The organism is Pseudoalteromonas aquimarina (genome assembly GCF_049257255.1).
Lineage (GTDB): Bacteria > Pseudomonadota > Gammaproteobacteria > Enterobacterales > Alteromonadaceae > Pseudoalteromonas.
Genome location: NZ_JBMMUG010000002.1, coordinates 492,876 through 515,710, shown reverse-complemented (window position 1 = coordinate 515,710; position 22,835 = coordinate 492,876). Strand labels below are relative to the sequence as shown.

18 protein-coding genes are annotated in these 22,835 nt (G+C 40.6%); 13 read left to right on the top strand and 5 right to left on the bottom strand.

Annotated features, from left to right (window positions below; translation table 11 throughout):
- Window positions 1-67: 67 nt before the first annotated feature.
- Window positions 68-3,868: a bifunctional proline dehydrogenase/L-glutamate gamma-semialdehyde dehydrogenase PutA gene (gene putA, locus AAEU29_RS07330; RefSeq protein WP_421972706.1), complete on the bottom strand. Its 3,801-nt coding sequence runs from the start codon at window positions 3,866-3,868 to the stop codon at window positions 68-70.
- 143 nt (window positions 3,869-4,011) lie between these two features.
- On the opposite strand from putA, the gene AAEU29_RS07325 reads away from it, so the two are divergent.
- Window positions 4,012-4,500, top strand: a complete 489-nt coding sequence (locus AAEU29_RS07325) for a winged helix-turn-helix transcriptional regulator (RefSeq protein ID WP_372768664.1) — start codon at window positions 4,012-4,014, stop codon at window positions 4,498-4,500.
- 37 nt (window positions 4,501-4,537) lie between these two features.
- Here AAEU29_RS07325 and AAEU29_RS07320 read toward each other — a convergent pair whose 3' ends face one another.
- Window positions 4,538-5,182, bottom strand: coding sequence for a TIGR04211 family SH3 domain-containing protein (locus tag AAEU29_RS07320; RefSeq protein WP_421972705.1), 645 nt, complete (start codon window positions 5,180-5,182; stop codon window positions 4,538-4,540).
- Window positions 5,183-5,399: 217 nt separating this feature from the next.
- Between AAEU29_RS07320 and AAEU29_RS07315 the strand changes: the two genes are divergently transcribed.
- Window positions 5,400-6,920, top strand: a complete 1,521-nt coding sequence (locus tag AAEU29_RS07315; RefSeq protein ID WP_421972704.1) for a CYTH and CHAD domain-containing protein — start codon at window positions 5,400-5,402, stop codon at window positions 6,918-6,920.
- Between the two features lies 1 nt (window position 6,921).
- Complete coding sequence (locus tag AAEU29_RS07310; RefSeq protein WP_421972703.1) at window positions 6,922-7,527, top strand: START domain-containing protein; 606 nt, start codon at window positions 6,922-6,924, stop codon at window positions 7,525-7,527.
- 12 nt (window positions 7,528-7,539) lie between these two features.
- Here the strand turns inward: AAEU29_RS07310 and AAEU29_RS07305 are convergent, their stop codons facing one another.
- The 3 genes from AAEU29_RS07305 to metK form a co-directional block, all read right to left on the bottom strand.
- Window positions 7,540-8,244, bottom strand: a complete 705-nt coding sequence (locus AAEU29_RS07305) for a hypothetical protein (RefSeq protein WP_421972702.1) — start codon at window positions 8,242-8,244, stop codon at window positions 7,540-7,542.
- A gap of 57 nt (window positions 8,245-8,301) precedes the next feature.
- Window positions 8,302-9,246 carry a hypothetical protein gene (locus AAEU29_RS07300; RefSeq protein WP_421972701.1) on the bottom strand — a complete coding sequence of 315 codons (945 nt, stop codon included), beginning with the start codon at window positions 9,244-9,246 and terminating at the stop codon, window positions 8,302-8,304.
- Window positions 9,247-9,357: 111 nt separating this feature from the next.
- Window positions 9,358-10,545 (bottom strand): methionine adenosyltransferase, encoded by a 1,188-nt coding sequence (gene metK, locus AAEU29_RS07295; protein ID WP_421972700.1) that lies wholly within the window; start codon window positions 10,543-10,545, stop codon window positions 9,358-9,360.
- 342 nt (window positions 10,546-10,887) lie between these two features.
- On the opposite strand from metK, the gene tkt reads away from it, so the two are divergent.
- From tkt to phoB, 10 genes are all read left to right on the top strand, one after another.
- On the top strand, window positions 10,888-12,879 hold the full coding sequence (tkt, locus tag AAEU29_RS07290; RefSeq protein WP_421972699.1) for a transketolase: 1,992 nt from the start codon (window positions 10,888-10,890) through the stop codon (window positions 12,877-12,879).
- A 183-nt stretch (window positions 12,880-13,062) separates the two neighbouring features.
- Window positions 13,063-13,695: a hypothetical protein gene (locus AAEU29_RS07285; RefSeq protein WP_421972698.1), complete on the top strand. Its 633-nt coding sequence runs from the start codon at window positions 13,063-13,065 to the stop codon at window positions 13,693-13,695.
- Window positions 13,696-13,806: 111 nt separating this feature from the next.
- Window positions 13,807-14,010 carry a ParD-like family protein gene (locus AAEU29_RS07280; RefSeq protein WP_274761561.1) on the top strand — a complete coding sequence of 68 codons (204 nt, stop codon included), beginning with the start codon at window positions 13,807-13,809 and terminating at the stop codon, window positions 14,008-14,010.
- Window positions 14,003-14,788, top strand: coding sequence for a type I methionyl aminopeptidase (map, locus tag AAEU29_RS07275; protein WP_421972697.1), 786 nt, complete (start codon window positions 14,003-14,005; stop codon window positions 14,786-14,788). Before AAEU29_RS07280 ends, map begins: the two co-directional genes overlap by 8 nt.
- 329 nt (window positions 14,789-15,117) lie before the next feature.
- Window positions 15,118-16,131 (top strand): erythrose-4-phosphate dehydrogenase, encoded by a 1,014-nt coding sequence (gene epd / locus AAEU29_RS07270; RefSeq protein ID WP_421972696.1) that lies wholly within the window; start codon window positions 15,118-15,120, stop codon window positions 16,129-16,131.
- A gap of 62 nt (window positions 16,132-16,193) precedes the next feature.
- Window positions 16,194-17,369 (top strand): phosphoglycerate kinase, encoded by a 1,176-nt coding sequence (locus AAEU29_RS07265; protein ID WP_421972695.1) that lies wholly within the window; start codon window positions 16,194-16,196, stop codon window positions 17,367-17,369.
- A gap of 160 nt (window positions 17,370-17,529) precedes the next feature.
- Entirely contained in the window at window positions 17,530-18,594 is a 1,065-nt protein-coding gene (fba, locus tag AAEU29_RS07260; protein ID WP_421972694.1) for a class II fructose-bisphosphate aldolase, read from the top strand.
- A 163-nt stretch (window positions 18,595-18,757) separates the two neighbouring features.
- Window positions 18,758-20,560: a choice-of-anchor I family protein gene (locus AAEU29_RS07255; protein WP_421972693.1), complete on the top strand. Its 1,803-nt coding sequence runs from the start codon at window positions 18,758-18,760 to the stop codon at window positions 20,558-20,560.
- 369 nt (window positions 20,561-20,929) lie between these two features.
- Entirely contained in the window at window positions 20,930-21,889 is a 960-nt protein-coding gene (locus tag AAEU29_RS07250) for a porin (RefSeq protein WP_421972692.1), read from the top strand.
- Between the two features lie 249 nt (window positions 21,890-22,138).
- On the top strand, window positions 22,139-22,828 hold the full coding sequence (gene phoB, locus AAEU29_RS07245) for a phosphate regulon transcriptional regulator PhoB (RefSeq protein ID WP_010560997.1): 690 nt from the start codon (window positions 22,139-22,141) through the stop codon (window positions 22,826-22,828).
- Window positions 22,829-22,835 lie beyond the last annotated feature (7 nt).

The following is a 22,835-nucleotide window of genomic DNA, read 5'->3' as shown; positions in this document are numbered from 1 at the left end:
GGGCAGAAGTAAAACTTCGCCCTTTTATTTTTGCTTAACAACCCGAGTATCGGGTCAGAACTTCAAATTAGTCCGCGTCAGTTAATGTCATAAGTGACGTGTTACCACCAGATGCTGTGGTATCAATGCTCACTGTCTTTTCAGTAACTAGGCGGTTGATTAGCGTGTCGTAATACTGAGCACTGATTACTGGTAAAATTGCACCAGAACGTGCCGCTAGTTTTTCGTTCACTAATGCTTTACGCTCACAACCACTGCCAATTACCGCACCTGCAACATGCGGGTGAGCAAGTGTTGCATTTAGCTCAGACAGCTTAGCAACTTGTAGTACACCTTCTGCAACACCACATGCAATCAGTTTTTCACGGAATGCTAACGCTTCTTCGTGGAATAAATCAGAAACAACAGTAATTACCGTATTACCTGCTGCAATTGCCGTTACGATAGAAAGTACCCAGAAGTTAAACGAAGTATCTTTATCAGCGTAACAAACAACACAACCACGTGGCTCTAGGTAAATTGTATTTGATTCACCTGTAGGACCTGGCAGTACAGTGCCTTTTGCTAAACGTTTTTCAATACGGTCTAATTGACTTCTCGCGTCCGCAATTGTTTGCGTTAAGTCGTCAGCAAGTTTATCCATAATTTCAACTTGCGCGATTTTCGCAAGCATTTGACGACATACTGAAATGCGGTCGTTTAAGCTGGTTGCACGCCATGTCTTTTCATCACGAATTGAGTTAACCATAAGCTGATTAACGCGCTCAACTGCGTGCTTGTCATCTGCAATTACTTCACCATCAAGGTTGATATTGGTTGCTTGAACGTTTTCAGGTGCAGCATTTTCTTTTACTAGGCGTGTTAAGTAAGTTGGACCACCTGCTTTAGGGCCCGTACCTGATAGGCCGCGACCACCAAATGGTTGCACACCTACAACTGCACCGATCATATTACGGTTTACGTAAATGTTACCTGCGCGAGATTGTTTTGCTAGGTACTCAGCACGCTCTTCGATACGGGTATGAATACCCATAGTTAAACCGAAACCAGTGCTATTTACTTGGTTGATAACATTATCAATTTCAGTACCTTTAAAGCGGATTACGTGTACACACGGACCAAATACTTCTTTCGTTAGTACTGATAGGTCACTGATTTCATATAAGCGTGGTGCAAAGAAGAAGTGACCATCTTCATTATCTGCCGGAATTGGGCATTCAAAATGAAGTGTCGCTTTGTCTTTTAAGTACTCAACGTGCTCGTTCAGGGCATCAAGTGCTTTTTGGTCAATTACAGGACCAACATCTGTTGATAAGTAAGCAGGGTCACCAACATGCAATTCTTTCATTGCACCTTTGATCATCTTAATTACTTTATCTGCAATTTCTTCTTGTACGAATAGTACTCGTAGTGCAGAACAGCGCTGACCTGCAGATTGGAAACCTGAAGAAATTACATCGTCAACCACTTGCTCTGGAAGTGCAGTTGAGTCAACGATCATACAGTTTTGACCGCCTGTTTCTGCAATTAGAGGTACTTGGTCGCCACCACGTTCAGCAAGCGTTTGTGCAATGCGCGTGCCTGTTTCTGTTGAACCTGTAAACATTACCGCTTGTACACGCTCGTCAGGAATAATTACCTGACCAACTTTGCTACCGCGCGCAATAACAGGTTGAACTACGTTTTCTGGTAAACCAACTTCACGCATTAAATCAATGGTACGAAGTGCAACAAGTGATGTTTGCTCAGCTGGTTTTGCAATTACTGAGTTACCCGTAGCGATTGCTGCAGCTACTTGGCCTAGGAAAATCGCAAGCGGGAAGTTCCAAGGGCTGATACATAAAATTACACCGCGAGGTGAGAAACGGCTATCAGCTGCAAGTTCTTCGGCGCGTGCTGCGTAGTAACGACAGAAATCCACTGCTTCACGTACTTCATCTACGCCGTCTTGTGCAACTTTACCAGCTTCTTTAATACATAGCGCGATTAGTTCATCACGATGACGCTCTAAAATGTCTGCAGTGCGGCGTAAAATATCAGCGCGCTCAGCAACCGGTGTTTGTGACCAAGATTGGAAAGCAGCTTCTGCTGTATCTACTAACGCTTTCATCTCTGCTTCGTCTTGGTGACGAATAGAACCAAGCACTTCAGCGTGATTAGCTGGGTTAATAACTGCTTCGTGACCTTCAGGCACATCCGCATGGGTCATTAGGTTTTCAGCAACCCACTTATCTAAGTTTGCCTTAAATGGCGTGATATGGTTGATGTTGGTTAAATCTAAACCTTTCGAGTTCTGGCGTTCGCTACCGTATAAATCTTTTGGTAATACAATTTGCGGGTTACGCTTGTTACGCACGCGCTGAATTTTTTCTACTGGATCTTCTAGTAGAGATTCAACTGGTTGCGACTCATCTACAATCGCGTTTACGAATGACGAGTTAGCACCGTTTTCAAGTAAACGACGAACTAAGTAAGCAAGTAGGTCTTCATGGTGACCAACTGGCGCATAAACACGGCACTGTACGCGATCTTCAGTTACAACTTGGTCATAAAGTGACTCACCCATACCGTGTAGACGCTGGAATTCGAAGTTAGAGTAATTGCCATCAGCCAGTTCTAAAATAGTTGCCGCAGAGTATGCGTTGTGTGTTGCAAACTGTGGGAAAATTACATCACGTGCTTTCATTAATTTAATCGCACAGGCTTTGTAAGATACGTCAGTTGTCGCTTTACGAGTAAATACAGGATAGTCTTCAAGGCCATCCGCTTGCGTCATTTTTACTTCAGTATCCCAGTATGCACCTTTTACAAGGCGAACCATCATCTTACGGTTTACGCGACGACAAAGCGCTTCTAACCAATCAATTACAAAGATAGCGCGCTTTTGGTATGCCTGAACCGCGAGACCAAAACCTGCCCAGTTACCTAAAGCATCATCTGAGAATACTGCTTCAATAATGTCTAAAGAGATATCTAAACGGTCTGCTTCTTCCGCATCAACTGTAAAGTTAATGTCGTACTGCTTTGCTGTTAGCGCAAGTTCCTTCAGTTTTGGTACTAGCTCTTCCATTACGCGCTCGCGGTGTGTGAACTCGTAACGAGGGTGAATAGCTGAAAGTTTTACTGAAATACCAGGGCTCTTAATTGGACCTCGGCCATTAGCAGCTTTACCAATTACGTGAATTGCCATCATATAGCTGTTGAAGTAACGCTCTGCATCCGCCATGGTGCGTGCGCCTTCACCAAGCATATCGTAAGAATATGCGTAGCCTTTTGCTTCTTTATCTTTCGCACGTTCAACAGCTTCTTCAATGGTAGTACCCATTACAAACTGCTTACCCATGATCTTCATGGCATACTGAACCGATTTACGAATAGCTGGTTCACCAATGCGACCCATAGTGCGCTTTAATAACCCAAATTGGTCTTCTTTATTTTTGTCAGCATAGTTAACCATTTTACCGGTTAAAAGAAGACCCCAGCTTGATGCATTTACAAATAGAGAATCGCTATTACCTAAGTGAGAGCTCCAGTCACCGTTCGCTAGCTTGTCGCGAATTAGACTGTCTTGAGTTTCTTTATCTGGCACGCGAAGTAGGGCTTCTGCAAGGCACATTAACACCACGCCTTCTTCAGAAGACAGAGAATATTCGTTAAGCAGTGCATCAACACCACCTTGACCTTCTTGGTCGTTACGAATATTTAAAACCATTTGGCGAGCACGTTCCCATGCGCGGCTACGTGCACTTACACCAACTTCTGCAAGCGGCAGAATATGGTCAATTACTTGGTCTTCATCAATACGGTAAAAGTCACGGATCTGCTGACGGATCGGACATTTGGTAGTTAAGTCACCATTGTAAAGCATAAAGAAACCCTCAAAATAAAATAGGTTAAATTTCTAAAATAGGGGCGTAGTGTAAATTCTTTTCAGCAGAATGTGCTGGCGTATTTTGGCTATATCCGGTAATTTACAGGGAATAGTCCAAAAGATGCCGAATAATATTCTGTATGACCACCTCTATAAAAACCCGAGTACTCGATCGCATCGATTTAGCAATTTTAGATGCTTTACAAAAAAATGGCCGAATTTCGAATGTAAATTTAGCAAAACAGGTCAACCTAAGCCCAAGTCCATGCCTTGAAAGGGTAAAAAAGTTAGAAGAAGACGGTTACATTGAAGGTTATGGTGCTCGTTTAAATGCTACAAAGTTAAAACAAAACGTGGTTGCCCATGTTGAGGTAACGTTAAAAGAATCAACCGAAGCGGCATTTGATATTTTTAAACAGCATATTTTACAAATAGGACAAGTTGTATCGTGCGATATGGTAGCAGGCGGTTATGACTACCTGTTGAAAATACGTGTAGGCGATATGATCGAATATCGAGAGGTGCTTGGTAAAATTGTTGATATTCCAGGGGTAGGTACCAATCGGACTTATATGGTGATTGAACATGTTAAACAAGATAACGGTTTAACAGTCAAAATAGACGAATAAAAAAAGCGCTGATATCAGCGCTTTTTTTATAAGGCATTTATGCCCAACCGTCGTAACGCTTGCGGCGTGATAATACGATGGTGATGATAATGCCTAGTAAAATACCGATAAATGCAATGCCACCACCATAAATCAGCAGTTGTTTTTGCTGTTTGTCAGAAGCCTGCTGTTTTTGATTGCGCGAATTTGCAATTTGCGAGTTTAAGCTTTCAATTTCAGCGCTTAATTCACGGTTTTTAACTTCTAGCTCATTTGTTGATTGGCGTAATAAAGGCATGTCACGCTGTGCTGAGTTTAGTTCAGCTTGAAGTTCAGACAGTTGACTTTTTAGCTTAGCGTTTTGTTGTGCTAAACCTGGACGCTTGCTGATATTACGTTTATCAATCCAGCCTGTGCGACCACGGCTGTCTTTTACTTGGCTGTATCCCGATTCTTTGTTTTCATCGAGTAGTTGTAACTCAGTACCTGCTTGCACAGAACCAAGAATACGATAATTTTTGCCCGGACCTGAGTGCATATAAACAAATAAGTTATCTGTAATATAAGCCGTTGAAGAAGTTGATGTCTCTGAAGTTTGTACTTCAAGTACTTCGGTAGCCGGTTCGTTTTCAGGTGTCGTTTCGGCTTGGATGGCTGTGCTTAAACTTGCTAATAAAAGAAACCCAGCAATCGATTTAAACATGGGAAGATCCTGTTTTAATTGTTGTTGTCCAGTATGTAAGGCTTCATAGTATGGATTTAGCAGTGTAATAGCAAGTCGAGAAAGGCAATTGCCCGCGATGCTTTGGCCTTCTAATAATTTAGTTGTTGTTTACAAGTGGTGACGTAAAAGGTTGCATTTAAACGCAGATTTAGTTTTACTTAGGCTTTGCTAATTAAATAGGTCAATCCTCCAGCTAATGGATACTGAAATAGAGCTGAAATTTTTAGTTTCAGAACAAGTTATTTCTCAACTGCCAGCACTGATTACTCAGTTTTCAAAAAAAGTCAGTAATAAAGCTTCACGTAATTTACAAAACGCCTACTTTGACACACCTAGTCGAGAGCTCAGAGCGCTTGATATTGGTTTGCGTACGCGTTGTGTTGATGGTGAGTGTGAACAAACAATTAAGCTAGCAGGCAAAGTGGTAGGTGGCTTTCATCAACGCCCTGAATACAATGTGCCAATTAATAATTCGCGCCCCAATATTGCGTTATTCGACAGTGCTATTTGGCCAGCGGGTATTGAGCCAAGCGCGATTAGTGAAAATTTATTTTCAATTTTTAATACTAATTTTATTCGCCGTACTTGGTTATTGGAAACAGAATCAGGCACTGAAATAGAATTGGTACTCGATAAAGGGGATATTTCCGCTTTAGGGCAAAGTGTGCCGATTTGTGAAGTTGAAATGGAATTAATCAGCGGGGATAGAGGCGAGCTTTTTGAGCTGGCAAACAAGCTAATAAGTTGCAGTGAAGTGCGCTTAGGTTTGTACAGTAAAGCCGCGCGTGGATATCGTTTAGCAGACGATGCCCCATTAGTTGCAGATACCTTTTTAGGCTATGTACAACTGGATGAAACGGCAACGCAAGAGCAAGCGCTTGAGAAGTGTTTACAGTATGGCATTGAGTTTGTGCAAAAGCATGAGCAATGTTATATCGATGCGCCTAAACTCAAAACCTTAAAACGCATTGTGGACGGGGTGAGCCTAATTCGTCATAGTTTTTGGTTATTTGAAGAAGTGGCCGATAAACAAGTTACTAAGTCATTGCGTAAAGAATTAAAGTGGCTGTTAGAAACCTTTTCTTGGGTTGAAACCGCAATTCAATTACGTATGTTTACGTCCAAAAAACATGCTTTTCATAAGCGTATTTCAGCGGCACCAGAGCTTGAGCAAGTTATCGATAACCTGAAAGCAGAGCAACCGTCGCGTAAAAATCTAAAAGCGATATTTCACAGCCCACGTTATAACCAGTTGATCTTGGATTTAACCCGGTTTTTGATTGAAAAACGTTGGCGTGATGATTGGGGTCAAGAGCAAATTGTCGCGGCCAGTACGCCAGTTAAAGAGATTGCAGCGAAGTTATTTGAAAATGATTGGCAAGAAATGCAGCATTTATTACCGCATGATGTAGTAAGTGCTGAGAGCTATATTGAAAAACGCCAGAAATTACATCGCAATCTATTGAGTGGCTGTTGTTTAGGTCAGCTATTTGAAGGTTCGCTACGTGATGAGTTTAGAGGTCCCTGGCTTGATATAATTCATGGTATGGATGAACTTGCGACTTACGATTACTTGAAACAATTGTGTGAATCGCAACAAGAACCTGAGCGATTTAAGAGTATTTTACTGTGGTTAGCGCAGAAAAATGATGGGTTACTTGCGGCAATGGAGCACAGCCGTCTTGCAAGTCAAAAATTGGAGCCTTACTGGCAATAATATGCGTATTTTGCTGTTGCTGTTATTTTTTTGCGCTCAACTGAGTGCATTAGAGTGGCAGCAAGTTAAAAACAAACAAGGGATTGAAGTTTATCAGCAAGCATTACCAAATGGACTGCTTAAACTAAAAGCCATCACTTTAACCGAAGGATGCTTAGCATCCTTTGAGTCATTACTATTTGATACCCAACATGCGGACAAATGGCTAAGTAATGTGCAAAGCGTTACGGTACTTGAATCACCATCACCCGATGAACATATTGTACACACGAGGTTTAATGCACCTTGGCCGATTAAAAACCGTGATATGGTGACGTATTCACGAATTTTTCGAACTTCTAATTCACAAACGCAAATAGGCATTCAAGCTGCACCAAATGTTTACCCAATACAAGATAATTACATTCGTATTGAGTATGTTGAAGCGAGTTGGGTGATTAATCAACGTAGTCCAAATTCAATTTCGATTGAATACCAAGCGATTGCGGATCCTGCAGGTAAAATTCCTCACTGGCTAGGCAATTCTGTTGCTAAATCAAACGTGTTCAATACCTTCAAAAAAATGAAAGAGCGGCTTAAGTTATATTCCTGCATTAAAACAATCTAGGCCAAATTTAAACTACTTCGCAATATGCATATTAACGACACCATTGTTATTTTGTGATTGGCTTGAGCCGAAGTTGTGTTTAGTTATAAATTGAGACAAACGATGTCTAAAGAGATGTGATGATTCAAAATCATCAGCATATTGATAATTTACTTGACATATGCTGGTGCGGCATTTGATGTTATTAAGTTTTACATCATCTATAAAGTCGTGAGTGCTAAAAAAATCGCTCAGTAACGCTTCGCTGTTTTCAGCCCAGTTATCATCACGTGTTTGTTGTTCAAACTGCAAAGCTAAATTAAAGTTATCACTGCCTTTACTTAGTAAAGTGTCAATTTGTTGTTGCATTTGCTGCTCTAGCTCAGCAACTTTTTGTTTTATTAAATTTTGCGATTGTTGTGTAACTTCTTCAATAAGCTGCTCTTGTTTTTGAGTTGTGGTAGCAAGTTGATCTTCTAGCAATATTACCTTTTCAATAAGCGCTGATTTAGAAAGCGTACTTAGGGTGTTTTCTAACGATTTTGTTGTGTTTTTCAACGCGCTTTCAAATGGTTGTTGGGTTTGCGAAAACGCTTGGTTAATTGATTTTTCACTACTTGTGAGAGTGTGTTCTAGTGTTTGTGTACTTTGCTGTAGATGCTCGGAATGAAAAAACGTTGAAACAACAAAAAAACTAAATGCGCCAAGTACAAACGCAACTACATACCCTTTACTCATCAAAGTACTCCTTGTTTAGAAGATGTTTTTATACTCAATTTGTGATGGAAAGTCTAATCAGCGAATTTTACCACCACTGAGTGGATAGTGATTGCCAAAGTGTGAAGCGAGCTCTGAAAACCCGAGCACATGGGCGCGTTGTTTTTTATCGTTTTCAAAAATGATTAAATCTGCACTCAAAAGCGGACGTGAGATATCCTCATCGAGGATTTTATATACCACATAATCTTGATTATCTACGGCAACGAGTTTTAGTTGATAGGATTGCTTGGTTTGCGGGTTTGTTACGCTTGTTATCAGTGAGAGTTCATGTGGCGATTGTTCAAACTCTATCACCAGAAACTTTTCCGTAAAGTTAATTGCTAATTGATTAGTGGTGATTTTACGTTTTGCTATTTGGTTAATTTTGCTGATGGAGCCATTTATTGGTTGCTCCGCTATGGTTAAGAGGACGTTTGTATTTTCTGTAATCACCGCAGGGATTACTTGCTCATTTAAAATCGCTATTTTAAGTTGGCTTGATGCTAAACTTTCGTCTTCTAATACACGGATCATCGCTTTTTCACCATTTTCACTAAGGCTTAAGTAACCAAACTCGAAAGTATGTATCCGTGAGTAACTAGGCGCTGTTACGATAAACGTTTTAGCTACTTGATAATCTTGCCAATAATTAAATAAAGATGATTGTGCAAGAGCGATATCAGATTGTTCTGCTTTTGCCTTTATTTCATCAAGATGCATTAAAAACTGGCTACGTTGCCACGTATTAACACCAGTTAAATACATAACCATCATATAAATAATAAACAAACCTGCTTTTAGAATAAAAGGATGTAGTTGCTGCACACTGGCTATGTCTATCATGACGAGGGCTATCAAGATGACACAATGGATAACGTAAATAATTGCTGGAGTTGTGAGGTAAGGTTTGGCTAGGCGCGTTATTCTGTCTTGGTCACTATGGTTTGTTATTTCAGGGTAATGTTTGATTGAAAGGTACATAACTTCACCGTGTAGTTTCTTTATCACTTGTTAGAGCGGTTATCATAGCAACTTACTGAATTTTAGGCATAAAAAAAGCGCCAGTGGCGCTTTTTCAAAATCAGAAGGTTATTATAAACCAGCAGCGGCGCGAAGAGCGTCAGCTTTGTCTGTTTTTTCCCAGCTAAATGCTGTGAATGTATCTTCACCAACCGTCATTTCAAACGGTTCACGACCGAAGTGACCGTATGCTGCAGTCATTTGGTACATTGGGTGAAGTAGGTCAAGCATCTTAGTGATACCGTAAGGACGTAAGTCGAAGTGCTCACGTACTAGCTCAACTAATTTCTCTTCAGAGATTTTACCAGTACCGAATGTGTCGATAGTGATAGACGTTGGCTCAGCAACACCGATAGCGTAAGAAACTTGGATCTCACACTTATCAGCAAGACCAGCCGCAACAATGTTCTTAGCAACATAACGACCTGCGTATGCAGCAGAGCGGTCAACTTTTGATGGATCTTTACCAGAGAAAGCACCACCACCGTGACGAGCCATACCGCCGTAAGTATCAACGATGATCTTACGACCTGTTAAACCACAGTCACCTACAGGACCACCGATTACGAAACGGCCAGTTGGGTTAATGAAGTATTTAGTATTCTCAGTTAAAAGCTCAGCTGGTAGCGTGTGCTTAATAATGTTTTCCATTACCGCATCTACTAGTGCATCTTGCTCGATGTCTGGGTTGTGCTGTGTTGAAAGTACAACTGCATCGATTGCAACAGGCTTACCGTCTTCATATACAAACGTTACCTGAGATTTTGCATCAGGACGTAACCAAGGAAGAATACCTGACTTACGTGCTTCAGCTTGACGCTCTACAAGTAAATGAGAGTAGTAAAGTGGCGCAGGCATTAATGTTGGTGTTTCGTTAGTTGCATAACCAAACATTAAACCTTGGTCACCAGCACCTTGCTCTTCAGGCTTAGCGCGGTCAACACCTTGTGCGATTTCAGGTGATTGCTGACCAATTAGGTTCATGATGCCACATGTGTCACCGTCAAAACCTACGTCAGATGATGTATAACCAATATCTGTGATTACTTTACGCGTGATTGACTCAAGGTCTACCCAAGCGTCAGTCGTAACTTCACCAGAGATAATTGCAACACCTGTTTTAACCATTGTTTCACAGGCAACACGCGCGTGCTTATCTTGTGCGATAATTGCGTCTAAAACCGCATCAGAAATTTGGTCAGCGATTTTATCCGGATGACCCTCAGATACTGACTCAGAAGTAAATAAAGTTCTTGCCATGGTATTTCTACTCACTCACAAAAATGCGCGTTGCCACATGGATTTGCGCAGGTTCAAAATAAATGGTCGGGTATTCTAACTAATATCGACGCTGCAAACAATAATTTTACGCCTAGACGTCTAAAAAAAATATAAAGTGAAAATTCTTCACTGTAACTATCATATTTTATGCATAAAGAAGCTAGATTATAGACGGTTTTCCATTGCTCCGCGTGTGCTTATAGGTAAGAATAGAACTGCGTGGGTACATTGACCTATTGGTATTGGATTTTTGCATACACAATACCAATAGGCAATGTACCCAAATTATGACAGCAAACAAATAATGAGGTAGGAAAATCCATGCCGTCACGTAAAGAACTAGCAAATGCTATTCGCGTTCTATCTATGGACGCTGTGCAACAGGCCAAGTCTGGCCACCCAGGTGCCCCAATGGGGATGGCAGACATTGCTGAAGTGCTATGGCGCGACTATTTAAACCATAATCCAGCAAACCCTGATTGGGCTGATCGCGACCGATTTATTCTGTCAAACGGTCACGGCTCAATGCTAATTTATTCTTTACTGCATTTATCTGGCTATGATCTTCCAATTGAGGAAATTAAAAACTTCCGTCAAATGCACTCTAAAACACCGGGTCACCCAGAGTATGGTTATGCACCAGGTGTTGAAACAACGACAGGCCCACTTGGCCAAGGTATTACTAACGCTGTAGGTATGGCAATTGCTGAAAAAGCACTTGCGCACCAGTTTAACCGTGAAGGTCACGATATTGTTGACCACTTCACATACTGTTTCTTAGGTGATGGTTGCCTTATGGAAGGTATCTCTCACGAAGCGTGTTCGCTAGCAGGCACTTTAGGATTAGGTAAGCTAGTTGCGTTTTGGGATGACAACGGTATTTCAATCGACGGTGAAGTAGAAGGTTGGTTCACTGACGATACAGCGGCACGTTTTGAATCTTACGGTTGGCATGTTGTACGTAACGTAGATGGCCACGATAGCGAAGCTATTCGCGCAGCAATCGATGAAGCACGTGCTGAAACGGGCAAGCCAACATTAATTTGTTGTAAAACAGTGATTGGTTATGGTTCACCAAATAAATCAGGTAGTCACGACTGTCACGGTGCACCACTAGGTGATGCTGAAATTGCAGCTGCACGCGAATTCCTAAACTGGGAGCACGGTGCATTTGATATTCCTGCAGATATTTATGCTGATTGGAATGCAGTTGAAGCGGGTACTGCGAAAGAAGCATCTTGGGTTGAGAAGTTTGACGCATATAAAGCAGCTTTCCCTGAACTAGCGGCAGAATTTGAACGTCGTCAAAAAGGTGAATTACCAGCTGATTGGGCTGAGAAGTCACAAGCTTATATTGAAGGCCTTCAGGCAAACCCTGACAACCCAGCAACACGTAAGGCATCTCAAAATGCACTAAATGCGTTTGGTCCTATGCTACCTGAATTTATGGGTGGTTCTGCTGACCTTGCTGGTTCAAACCTGACTCTTTGGGAAGGTTCAAAAGGCTTAACCGCAAATGACGCATCAGGTAACTACATCTTCTACGGTGTACGTGAATTTGGTATGTCTGCAATCATGAATGGTATTGCGCTTCACAAAGGCTTTATTCCTTATGGTGCGACGTTCCTTATGTTTATGGAATACGCGCGCAATGCGGTACGTATGGCGGCGCTTATGAAGCAGCCTTCAATCTTTGTTTATACTCACGATTCAATCGGCTTAGGTGAAGATGGTCCTACGCACCAACCAGTTGAACAACTAGCAAGCATGCGTTTAACGCCTAACCTAGTTAACTGGCGCCCGTGTGACCAAGTTGAGTCTGCAATTGCATGGCAAGATGCTATTGAGCGTAAAGATGGTCCAACATCACTGGTATTTACCCGTCAAGGTTTACAACAGCAAACGCGTACTGCTGAGCAATTAGCAAATGTTCGCAAAGGTGGTTATGTATTAAGCTGTGATGGTGCGCCTGAGATTATTCTTATTGCGACAGGTTCTGAAGTTGAACTTTCAATGCAAGCAGCAGCTGAACTTCGCGCGCAAGGTAAAAAAGTACGTGTTGTTTCTATGCCATCAACTGATTTATTTGATGCACAAGATGCGGCGTATAAAGAATCAGTACTACCAAGTGCGGTAATTAAGCGCATTGCAGTAGAAGCGGGCATTGAAGATTACTGGTACAAGTATGTTGGTTTAAATGGTGCAGTTGTTGGTATGACAACGTTTGGTGAATCAGCACCTGCTGATGAGCTATTTAAGCATTTCGGTTTTACGGTTGAAAATATCGTAGCGAAAGCAAACCAACTCGCATAATTGCAAAAAAAGCTATAATAATCAAAAGCGATGCAAATGCATCGCTTTTTTGATCTAGCGCAATAGTTTTATCTTTGATAACGATTCTTAATTAAAAAAACTGATTTAGATCAAACTCCCCAAAGCAATCCTCTTGCTAAAATTTGACCAACTTTTGATAGGTATAAAAACGAGGAAAGGGAGATGGTTACCTCTGAACAAAATGCACCTGAACTTGTTTGTGGTGCAGATCCCGTACAAGCAAATATTACCTCTTTTGCGCAACGTGCACATGAAAAAGCACTGACAGAACAGCTAATTCAGCAGAAAACACTGTTATTAGAAAAGCAGCAGCAATTTGAACAGCTACAAAACGATCATGCCATGATCATTAAGCATGTTCAGCTTATTGAGCGTGAGTGGGAAAACTCAAATGCCATGCTCGAAACACTAATGGAACAGTTAGCAGACGCTAAGAAAAAGCCAAGTGTTGAATTAACAGCAAAATTATATGATTTACAGCAGCAGGTTGAAGAAGCCAACATGAGTAAATCAGTTATGAAGCATCATTGCCGTGAGCTTAATGAGCGCAACGAAGAGTTAAATGCGTTGATTAAAGAGTCACTTCATAGCGTAGAAGATTTAAAAGCCAAAGCACAGCAGCAAGGCGACTTAATAAATCAATTGCGTGCTGAAAATGTGACATTAAAGCAGCAAAATATTTCACAAGCAGAGAAGTTAAAGCGCCAAGAAGGGCAGTTAAGCGAAGCGCTTCATGGTTATTACAGTGATGTAATGAATAAAAACAAAAAGTTAAGCAAAAATCTGCCAAGATAATTTCATTTGTTACCCAGCCCAAAATGGCGCCTATGGCGCCATTTTTTATTGCTATTATATAGTGTATATACGTATTATATATAAATCGTATATTTGGGTTTAAGCAAAGCTATGGGTATTGTAAAAATTTCCGATCAATTACATGACGAAATTCGTCATGCTAGCACCGTAATGGTGCGTTCTATCAACTCTCAAGCTGAATTTTGGATAAAAGTAGGGCGCCTCGCTGAGCGTAATCCAAATTTGACCTTTGCTGAAATAATGGAAAAGGAATTGTTACGCGAAGTAGCGTTACAAGGAACGAGTAATGAGTGAAATAATAATTAAAAATCCTTCTGAAATAGCATTTATGCGAACATCAGGGCAATTGCTTGCTAAAGTATTCGAAGCGCTAGATGACTATATTGCAATTGGTCAGTCGACTTTAGATATCAATAATTTTGTTGAAGACTATATTACCAATACCTTAAATGCGCGCCCTGCGAGTAAAGGCCAATATGGCTTTAAATATGTACTCAATCCATCGATAAATGAAGTGGTTTGTCACGGTGTACCCAGTAGCACGCAAAAGCTTAAAAATGGCGATATCATAAATATCGATATTACTTTAGAGAAAAATGGCTTTATTGCTGATAGCAGTAAAATGTACTGTATTGGCGATGTAGCGCCTTTAGCAAAACGCTTGGTTGATACATCTTATGAGGCACTATGGCTTGCGATAAAACAGGTAAAACCGGGTGCAAAACTGGGCGATATCGGCGCGGTAATTCAACAACATGCAGAGCAACAAGGGTATACCGTGGTAAGAGAGTATTGCGGTCATGGTATTGGTCAGCAAATGCATGAAGCACCTGAAGTACTTCATTTTGGTAAAAAAGGAAGTGGTGTGACTCTTCAAGAAGGCATGACGTTTACTATCGAACCAATGATTAACCAAGGCACATCAAAAACCAAAACCCTATCCGATGGTTGGACTGTAGTTACCCGAGATAAAAAACTATCAGCGCAATGGGAACATACAATTTTAGTCACCAAAGACGGCTTTGAAGTGCTAACTTTACGCCAAGAAGAAAAGTTGCAAATGAATGACTAAATCTACAGCTTTTTTTAGATGACTTTAAAAGCCTAAATTAGGCTTTTTTATAGCGCGTGATTAGCACTAAATTGCCGTAATAAATTTAGGGAAACCGGTGTCATTTTTGACGGAGAAATTAAAATCACATTTTTCTAAAAATCTTCACGAAACTTGCGAAATTACTGGATCCCTTGATATACCTAGGAAGTAACCGGTGTCATTATATTTGCTAATCCAAGAATAAATTTTTTTCACTATCGAAATCAATTTCTTTGCTTTAGAATACCCGCCATTAACCCTCTCACCACTTGTGAAAAGTGCATTGCACTGTTAGGAAAAACAACTTAATGGCAATCAAAGTTGCAATTAATGGTTTTGGTCGAATCGGACGAAATATCGTAAGAGCTTTATACGAAGCTGGTCGCACTAACGACATTCAAATTGTTGCGATTAATGAGTTAGCAGACGCTAAAGGTATCGCGCATTTATTAAAATACGACACTTCTCATGGTCGTTTTAAGTTTCCTGTGCAATTAAAACAAGATGCCATCACAGTAAATGGTGATTTAATTCAGTTATTTGCTGAAGAAAATCCAAATGAATTGCCTTGGGGTTTATTGGATGTAGACGTGGTGCTTGAATGCACGGGTGTATATCACTCACGCGAACATGCTGAACTACATTTAAATGCTGGCGCGAAAAAAGTTTTGTTTTCGCAACCTGCCGATGCCGATATGGATGCCACCATTGTTTTTGGTATTAATGACAATGAATTAAAAGCTGAGCACACTATCGTCTCTAACGGTTCGTGTACCACTAACTGTATTGTGCCAGTGATTAAAGTACTTGATGATGCGTTTGGTATTGAGTCGGGTGCGATTACTACGATTCACGCGTCAATGCATGATCAGCAAGTGATTGATGCCTACCATAGTGACCTTCGTCGAACGCGAGCTGCGAGCCAATCGATTATTCCAGTTGATACTAAACTAGCACGTGGTATCGAGCGTATTCTGCCTAAGTTTAAAAGCCGCTTTGAAGCAATTGCAGTGCGTGTACCGACCATCAATGTTACTGCTATGGATTTAAGTGTCACACTTAATACTGATGTAACAATTGAAACGGTTAATAAAGTACTTTCAGATGCAGAGCATCAACACTTGGCCGGTATTATCAGTTATACCGAAGAGCCATTAGTATCGGTTGATTTTAATCATGATAGTCATTCGTCGATTATCGATGGTACGCAAACCCGAGTAAGCCACAAGCGCTTAGTAAAAATCTTAGCTTGGTGCGATAACGAATGGGGTTTTGCCAACCGTATGCTAGATACTGCCGAAGCGATGGCATTAAAAAGTTAGATTTAGATAACCGTGAGTTTGCCAACAAATTTGCGGTTTTTTTATGTTAAAGGAGAGCTCAAATGTCTGTCATTAAAATGGCTGATTTAGATTTACAAGGTAAGCGCGTGCTTATTCGTGAAGACCTAAACGTTCCAGTAAAAAACGGTAAAGTAACAAGTGATGCGCGTATTCGTGCGTCGTTACCAACCATTAAATTAGCCTTAGAAAAAGGCGCAAAAGTAATGGTTATGTCGCATTTAGGTCGCCCTACAGAAGGCGAATACGATGAAGCATTCTCAATGCTGCCGGTTGTTAACTATTTAAATGACGTATTAGAGCAAACTGTTCGCCTAGAAAAAGACTACCTTGACGGTGTTGAGGTTCAAGACAACGAAGTGGTTGTATTTGAAAACGTACGTTTCAACAAGGGCGAGAAAAAAGACGACGAAGCTTTAGCTAAAAAATTAGCTGCACTGTGTGATGTGTATGTAATGGATGCATTTGGTACTGCGCACCGCGCACAAGCATCTACTCACGGTGTTGGTTTATTCGCAGATGTTGCCTGTGCAGGTCCATTACTTGCCGCAGAGCTAGATGCACTTGGTAAAGCACTTGATAACCCAGCGCGCCCACTTGTAGCGATTGTGGGTGGTTCAAAAGTATCAACTAAGCTTACTGTACTTGAGTCGCTTTCAAGCGTTGTTGATCAGCTAGTGTGTGGTGGTGGTATTGCAAATACCTTTATCGCAGCTGCGGGTAATAACGTTGGTAAATCACTTTATGAAGCTGATTTAATTGATGAAGCAAATAAGCTAACTAACGCAGCAAAAGCAGCGGGTGGCGATATTCCAGTACCAACTGATGTGGTAGTGGGTAAAGAGTTCTCAGAAACAGCTGTAGCAACATTAAAGTCAGTTGCAGATGTTGATTCAGAGGACATGATTTTTGATATTGGCCCAGATTCAGCGAAGGCACTTGCTGAGATTATCAAAAATGCAGGTACTGTTGTTTGGAACGGCCCTGTAGGTGTATTTGAATTTGACCAATTTGGTGAAGGTACCAAAGCACTTGCACATGCGATTGCAGAGTCAAATGCATTCTCAATTGCTGGTGGCGGTGACACTCTTGCAGCAATTGATAAATATGAAGTTGCAGACAAAATTTCATACATTTCAACAGGTGGTGGTGCTTTCTTAGAATTTTTAGAAGGCAAGCAGTTACCAGCTGTAGCAATGTTAGAAGCGCGCGCGAAATAATTTGTGCACGCTATACTTAGATTAATGTAACAGAATCTAAGTAACTGAATAAAAAGCCAAGTAATCATATCTCTCTCAATTTAGTGATTACTTGGCAATTAAAAATCTATCCGTTCAAACTCGATGGTGTTAGGTGCCATCAAAAATTGGAGAAAGCAAAATGGCTTTAATCAGTATGCGTCAGCTATTAGACCATGCGGCAGAAAATGGTTATGGTGTTCCAGCGTTTAATGTGAATAACCAAGAGCAAATGCGTGCAATTATGGAAGCAGCAGACAAGACAAACAGTCCTGTTATCGTTCAAGGTTCAGCAGGTGCGCGTGCATACGCCGGTGCGCCGTTTATCCGCCATATGATTTTAGCGGCAATTGAAGAATGGCCACACATTCCAGTTGTTATGCACCAAGATCACGGTACATCCCCAGCAGTTTGCCAACGCTCAATCCAATTAGGCTTTTCATCGGTAATGATGGACGGCTCATTACTTGAAGATGGTAAAACGCCTTCAAGCTACGAGTACAACGTTGATGTAACACGTCGTACAGTTGAAATGGCACACGCGTGTGGTGTTTCAGTTGAGGGTGAGCTAGGCGTACTTGGTTCATTAGAAACGGGTGAAGCAGGCGAAGAAGATGGTATTGGTGCAGAAGGTAAACTAACTGAAGACCAACTGTTAACTGATCCTGAAGAAGCAGCTGACTTTGTTAAGCAAACAGGTGTAGATGCACTTGCGATTGCATGTGGTACTTCACACGGTGCGTATAAGTTTACACGTCCACCAACGGGTGACATTCTTGCAATTAACCGCATCAAAGAAATTCACGCGCGTATTCCAAATACTCACTTAGTAATGCACGGTTCGTCATCAGTACCACAAGAGTGGCTAGCTGTGATCAACGAGTTTGGCGGTGAGATCCCTGAAACTTACGGTGTGCCAGTTGAGCAGATCGTTGAAGGTATTAAGCATGGTGTACGTAAAGTAAATATCGATACCGACTTACGTTTAGCATCAACAGGTGCAATTCGTCGTCACCTTGCACACAACCCTGCAAACTTTGACCCGCGTAAGTTCTTAGCCGAAGCAACGAAAGCAATGACTGAAATTTGTATTGCACGTTATGAAGCGTTTGGTACAGCAGGTCAAGCCGCTAAAATTAAACCAATTTCACTTGATGATATGCACTTAAAATACCTTGCTGGTGAGTTAAACCAACAAGTTAAGTAATATCAAGTTTTACAACTTCCTTTAACAAGCAAAGCGTTTATATGAGTTCATGTAAACGCTTTTTTTGTGCAATAAAAACATCAAACTGTTGTCACCGTTTATTCATTTTTATCTTGCTTAATACTGGGTTGATTTTTATCACAATAATTTTAGGAAAATAAAAATGCTTAAACGATCTTTGCTAGCAATTACAGTATTAGCTGCATTATCAGGTTGTTCATTAGATGGCGATGACGGAAAAGACGGTGCTACAGGTGTAAATGGTACAAATGGCGCGAATGGTAGCAATGGCGTTGATGGTCTAAATGCAACGAACTTACTCGACATAAAGCTAGTTGGTCGCGCTGTACTTAATGCACAATCTCCAGAAGGCGCAGCAGAGATTGTTGCTTTTCATAAAGCCTCACAAACTATTTTTGCAATAAATAGCTCAGGTTCTGAAGCTGTTGTTGATTTAATAAAAATTGATGCTGTAGATGCCAATGGTTTACTTAAAAACAATGAAGGTGTTGTTACCAATACAAACCTGACTTCATTTAGCCAAATTAAATTAAACGAACACACGAGCGGTGATGCAAATAGCATTGCGATTTCGCCCGATCAAAGCTTACTTGCGGTGGCAATGGCTGCACCAAGTAAAGCCGAAAAGGGAAATGTTGCAATTTATAGCTTATCTGGAGCTACACCAAGCTTTGTGAAAAACGTACCAGTTGGTTATTTACCTGACATGCTAACGTTTACACCTGATGGCACAAAAATACTGGTAGCCAATGAAGGTGAACCTCTAAGTGACTACTCATTTGATGGTGAAGGCAGCGTAACAATTATTACAGTTACTAATGGCGAAGTGGCAAACACGGCAACTGAAATTTCACTGACAGCATATAATGGTAAGCAAGTTGAGCTTGAAGCTGATGGCGTTGTATTTGCTAATCCTAAAGGGCAAACCATTAAAGGCAAGTTAATTAACACCACCGTTGCTGAAGATTTAGAGCCTGAATACATCTCTGTAAGTGCAGATAGCAAGATGGCCTATGTTAGCCTGCAAGAAAACAATGCTATTGCGTTTTTAGATCTAACAACTAATACACTGGAAATAAAAGGGTTAGGCTTTAAAGATTGGTCAAACCTTGATTTTGACGCATCCGATAAAGACGGAGGTATAAACTTCAAACGCTATAACGATTTATTTGGCATGTATCAGCCCGATACAATCGCAACTTACACCTGGCAAGGTGCGTCATTTATAGTTTCAGCTAATGAAGGTGACGGTCGCGAATACTTTTTTGATGCTGCAAATGAAGCTGAATGTATTGCAAACGGTGGCCTTGACTATGATGAAGACGACGGCTGCTTGGCCTATACCGATGAGTCTCGCGTAAAAGACCTTAACCTAGCTGCAAACTTTAGCCACTTGAATAATGACAATGATGATATTGGCCGTTTAAAAGTAACAACCGAGTACGGTGATGCGGATCAAGATGGTCTATATGAGAAGTTGTACACCTATGGTGCGCGATCATTTTCTATTTGGGATCAAAATGGATTGTTGGTGTTTGATTCAGGTGATCAGGTTGACCGAATCACAGCGTCTATCCATGGTGAAGCATTTAATAATGATGAAGATACTAATGAAGGCGATACACGCTCTGATGCCAAAGGAGCAGAGCCTGAGGCACTTGCAATCGGTAAGATTGGCGAGCAAAGTTATGCCTTTTTAGGTTTAGAGCGTATGGGAGGGATTATGGTATTTAATATCACTAACCCATATAACGTTGAATTTGTTGATTACTTTATTAATCGTGGCGTTGAAGAAGGTGCTGAAATCAGTGGTGATTTAGCGCCTGAAGGTATGTCGTTTATTGCGGCTGAACACAGTCCAACAGGTAAACCTCTATTGGTTGTTGGTAATGAGATCTCAGGCTCAGTAAGTGTTTGGCAGATTGCAGAAAAACAAGCTCAATAATTAAGTTGCGGTGATCTCAAATTTAATTTGGGATCACTTTCTTACCAACAAGATCTCAATTTTACGATTAGGGATCACGATCCTACCAACTAAATGCCTTTTTTTACCTAATTTCAAAGTTAAAACACTGCTAACTCATTGAAATTTGATCTAAAACCACAATGATCTTGGTAATTTTTAGATCCAAACAACGCCTTTTTTGCTCACTCTTAGTATAAAGATGATCCGACTAGTAAAATAGTGATCCATAATCATTGCCATCATGCAAAAATGTACTAGAGTAAATAATAAATAAAATATATATTCAGTTCATAAGTATATAAAATAAAAGCAAATTGCTTGAAACATACTCTGCTTGAGGAAATCATCATGATCAAAAAACTCTTACTAGCGAGCTGTATCGGTTTAGTGCTGCTACCAATGGATGTGATCGCAGACACGGAAGCCAAAGTGTATGGTCGAGCACACCTTGGTTTAAGGTATGTCGATATTGATAATCAAGATAGCTCCACTGAAGTAGATTCTTATTCCTCTCGCTTTGGCATTAAAGCAAATCATAGTATTTCGGATGATCTTTCGGTTCTGACCAAGTTAGAGTGGGAAGTGAATATCTCAGAGCAAGATGGTGCTAACGGTAGCGACGATAATATTAAATCGCGTGATCAATATGTCGGGATCAAAAGCAATAAGTTTGGTCAGATCTTAATTGGCCGAAAAGATACCGCACTTAAAAAATCGCAAAATAAACTCGATATGATGAATGATTTTGTCGGTGATATTAAACATTTGGCAACGGGTGAAAACCGTTTAGGAGATATGGTGAATTACCAATCGCCTAAATTTGGCCAATTGCAATTTGAAGTGACTTATGTCGCTGAAGAAAATAGTAAACAAACTGACGGAGCAGGGGTTTCAGCAGCAATTGGTTACGGTGATAAGGCATTAAAGAAAACACCTTTCTATGTGTCATACGCGCATGATGAGGATGTTGCTGGCTATAATATTGACCGCGTATCAGCTCAAGGTAAATTAGGGGATTTTACGATTAATGGTATGTATCAAAACAGCGAAAAAGTATCTTCTGGTGACGATGGTGATACCTTTGTTGTAAGTGCTTCATACAAAATTGAAAATTATAAGATCCTTGTTCAGTATCAAGATGATGAAACCGGATTTGGTAAATTAAAAGACAGCGGCACGGCAAGTTCTGTGGGTGTTGAACGCAAATTAGGCAAACAAGCTAAAGCCTATATTTGGTATACCCAGCGAGATTTAGATAACAGTGATGACGAAGGGCACTTGGCGGTTACCCTTAGATATGATTTTTAATTGCAATAAAAACGTGACAATTTAGTTAATTTTTTAAGCCCCTTTTAGGGGCTTTTTAATATTAATTTATAGTGTTTTTTTGTCTCTATCGTAATGATAAATATGCTGTTTTTTATAGTATTAAAGAGTGATGAAAATAACACTACAGATTAACAACATTTTATTTATGATATTTTTATGTTTATATTCATAAAAGTGTCACACTTTACTTTGATAATGAAGTCAGTTGATAACTAAGAGAATTATTTCATGTCGCGTAAGATACTAGTGGTTGATGACGAAGCACCAATTCGTGAAATGTTGGTATTCGTACTTGAACAAAATGGATTTCAGGCTATTGAAGCTCAGGATTATGATTCAGCAATGGATGCGCTAGTTGAGCCTTATCCTGATATGATTTTATTAGACTGGATGCTGCCTGGTACCAGTGGTGTACAAATTGCTAAAAAGATTAAAAATAGCGATTACACTCGTCATATCCCAATCATAATGCTAACCGCTCGTGGTGAAGAAGAAGACAAAATTAAAGGGCTTGAAGTAGGCGCTGATGATTATGTTACTAAACCATTCTCACCGAAAGAATTAATGGCACGTATTAAAGCCGTTTTCCGTCGTGTATCGCCAACATCTCTTGAAGAAGCAATTGAAGTTCACGGTTTACGTTTAGACCCTATTTCTCACCGTGTTACATCAGCTGGTAACGAGTTGGATATGGGCCCAACGGAATTTAAATTACTGCACTTCTTTATGACTCACCCAGAGCGTGTTTACAGCCGTGAACAACTGCTAGATAATGTTTGGGGTACAAATGTGTATGTAGAAGACCGTACTGTTGATGTACATATTCGTCGTCTACGTAAAGCGATTGCACCAATGGGACATGATAAATTAGTGCAAACAGTACGCGGTGCTGGCTATCGTTTTTCGAGCAAAATCTAAGAGAAGT

What these genes read in the sequence shown, in the direction of transcription:
- putA (WP_421972706.1), bottom strand. Translation starts at nt 3,868, where the DNA reads ATGCTTTACAATGGTGACTTAACTACCAAATGTCCGATCCGTCAGCAG.
- AAEU29_RS07325 (WP_372768664.1), top strand. Translation starts at nt 4,012, where the DNA reads ATGACCACCTCTATAAAAACCCGAGTACTCGATCGCATCGATTTAGCA.
- AAEU29_RS07320 (WP_421972705.1), bottom strand. Translation starts at nt 5,182, where the DNA reads ATGTTTAAATCGATTGCTGGGTTTCTTTTATTAGCAAGTTTAAGCACA.
- AAEU29_RS07315 (WP_421972704.1), top strand. Translation starts at nt 5,400, where the DNA reads ATGGATACTGAAATAGAGCTGAAATTTTTAGTTTCAGAACAAGTTATT.
- AAEU29_RS07310 (WP_421972703.1), top strand. Translation starts at nt 6,922, where the DNA reads ATGCGTATTTTGCTGTTGCTGTTATTTTTTTGCGCTCAACTGAGTGCA.
- AAEU29_RS07305 (WP_421972702.1), bottom strand. Translation starts at nt 8,244, where the DNA reads ATGAGTAAAGGGTATGTAGTTGCGTTTGTACTTGGCGCATTTAGTTTT.
- AAEU29_RS07300 (WP_421972701.1), bottom strand. Translation starts at nt 9,246, where the DNA reads ATGTACCTTTCAATCAAACATTACCCTGAAATAACAAACCATAGTGAC.
- metK (WP_421972700.1), bottom strand. Translation starts at nt 10,545, where the DNA reads ATGGCAAGAACTTTATTTACTTCTGAGTCAGTATCTGAGGGTCATCCG.
- tkt (WP_421972699.1), top strand. Translation starts at nt 10,888, where the DNA reads ATGCCGTCACGTAAAGAACTAGCAAATGCTATTCGCGTTCTATCTATG.
- AAEU29_RS07285 (WP_421972698.1), top strand. Translation starts at nt 13,063, where the DNA reads ATGGTTACCTCTGAACAAAATGCACCTGAACTTGTTTGTGGTGCAGAT.
- AAEU29_RS07280 (WP_274761561.1), top strand. Translation starts at nt 13,807, where the DNA reads ATGGGTATTGTAAAAATTTCCGATCAATTACATGACGAAATTCGTCAT.
- map (WP_421972697.1), top strand. Translation starts at nt 14,003, where the DNA reads ATGAGTGAAATAATAATTAAAAATCCTTCTGAAATAGCATTTATGCGA.
- epd (WP_421972696.1), top strand. Translation starts at nt 15,118, where the DNA reads ATGGCAATCAAAGTTGCAATTAATGGTTTTGGTCGAATCGGACGAAAT.
- AAEU29_RS07265 (WP_421972695.1), top strand. Translation starts at nt 16,194, where the DNA reads ATGTCTGTCATTAAAATGGCTGATTTAGATTTACAAGGTAAGCGCGTG.
- fba (WP_421972694.1), top strand. Translation starts at nt 17,530, where the DNA reads ATGGCTTTAATCAGTATGCGTCAGCTATTAGACCATGCGGCAGAAAAT.
- AAEU29_RS07255 (WP_421972693.1), top strand. Translation starts at nt 18,758, where the DNA reads ATGCTTAAACGATCTTTGCTAGCAATTACAGTATTAGCTGCATTATCA.
- AAEU29_RS07250 (WP_421972692.1), top strand. Translation starts at nt 20,930, where the DNA reads ATGATCAAAAAACTCTTACTAGCGAGCTGTATCGGTTTAGTGCTGCTA.
- phoB (WP_010560997.1), top strand. Translation starts at nt 22,139, where the DNA reads ATGTCGCGTAAGATACTAGTGGTTGATGACGAAGCACCAATTCGTGAA.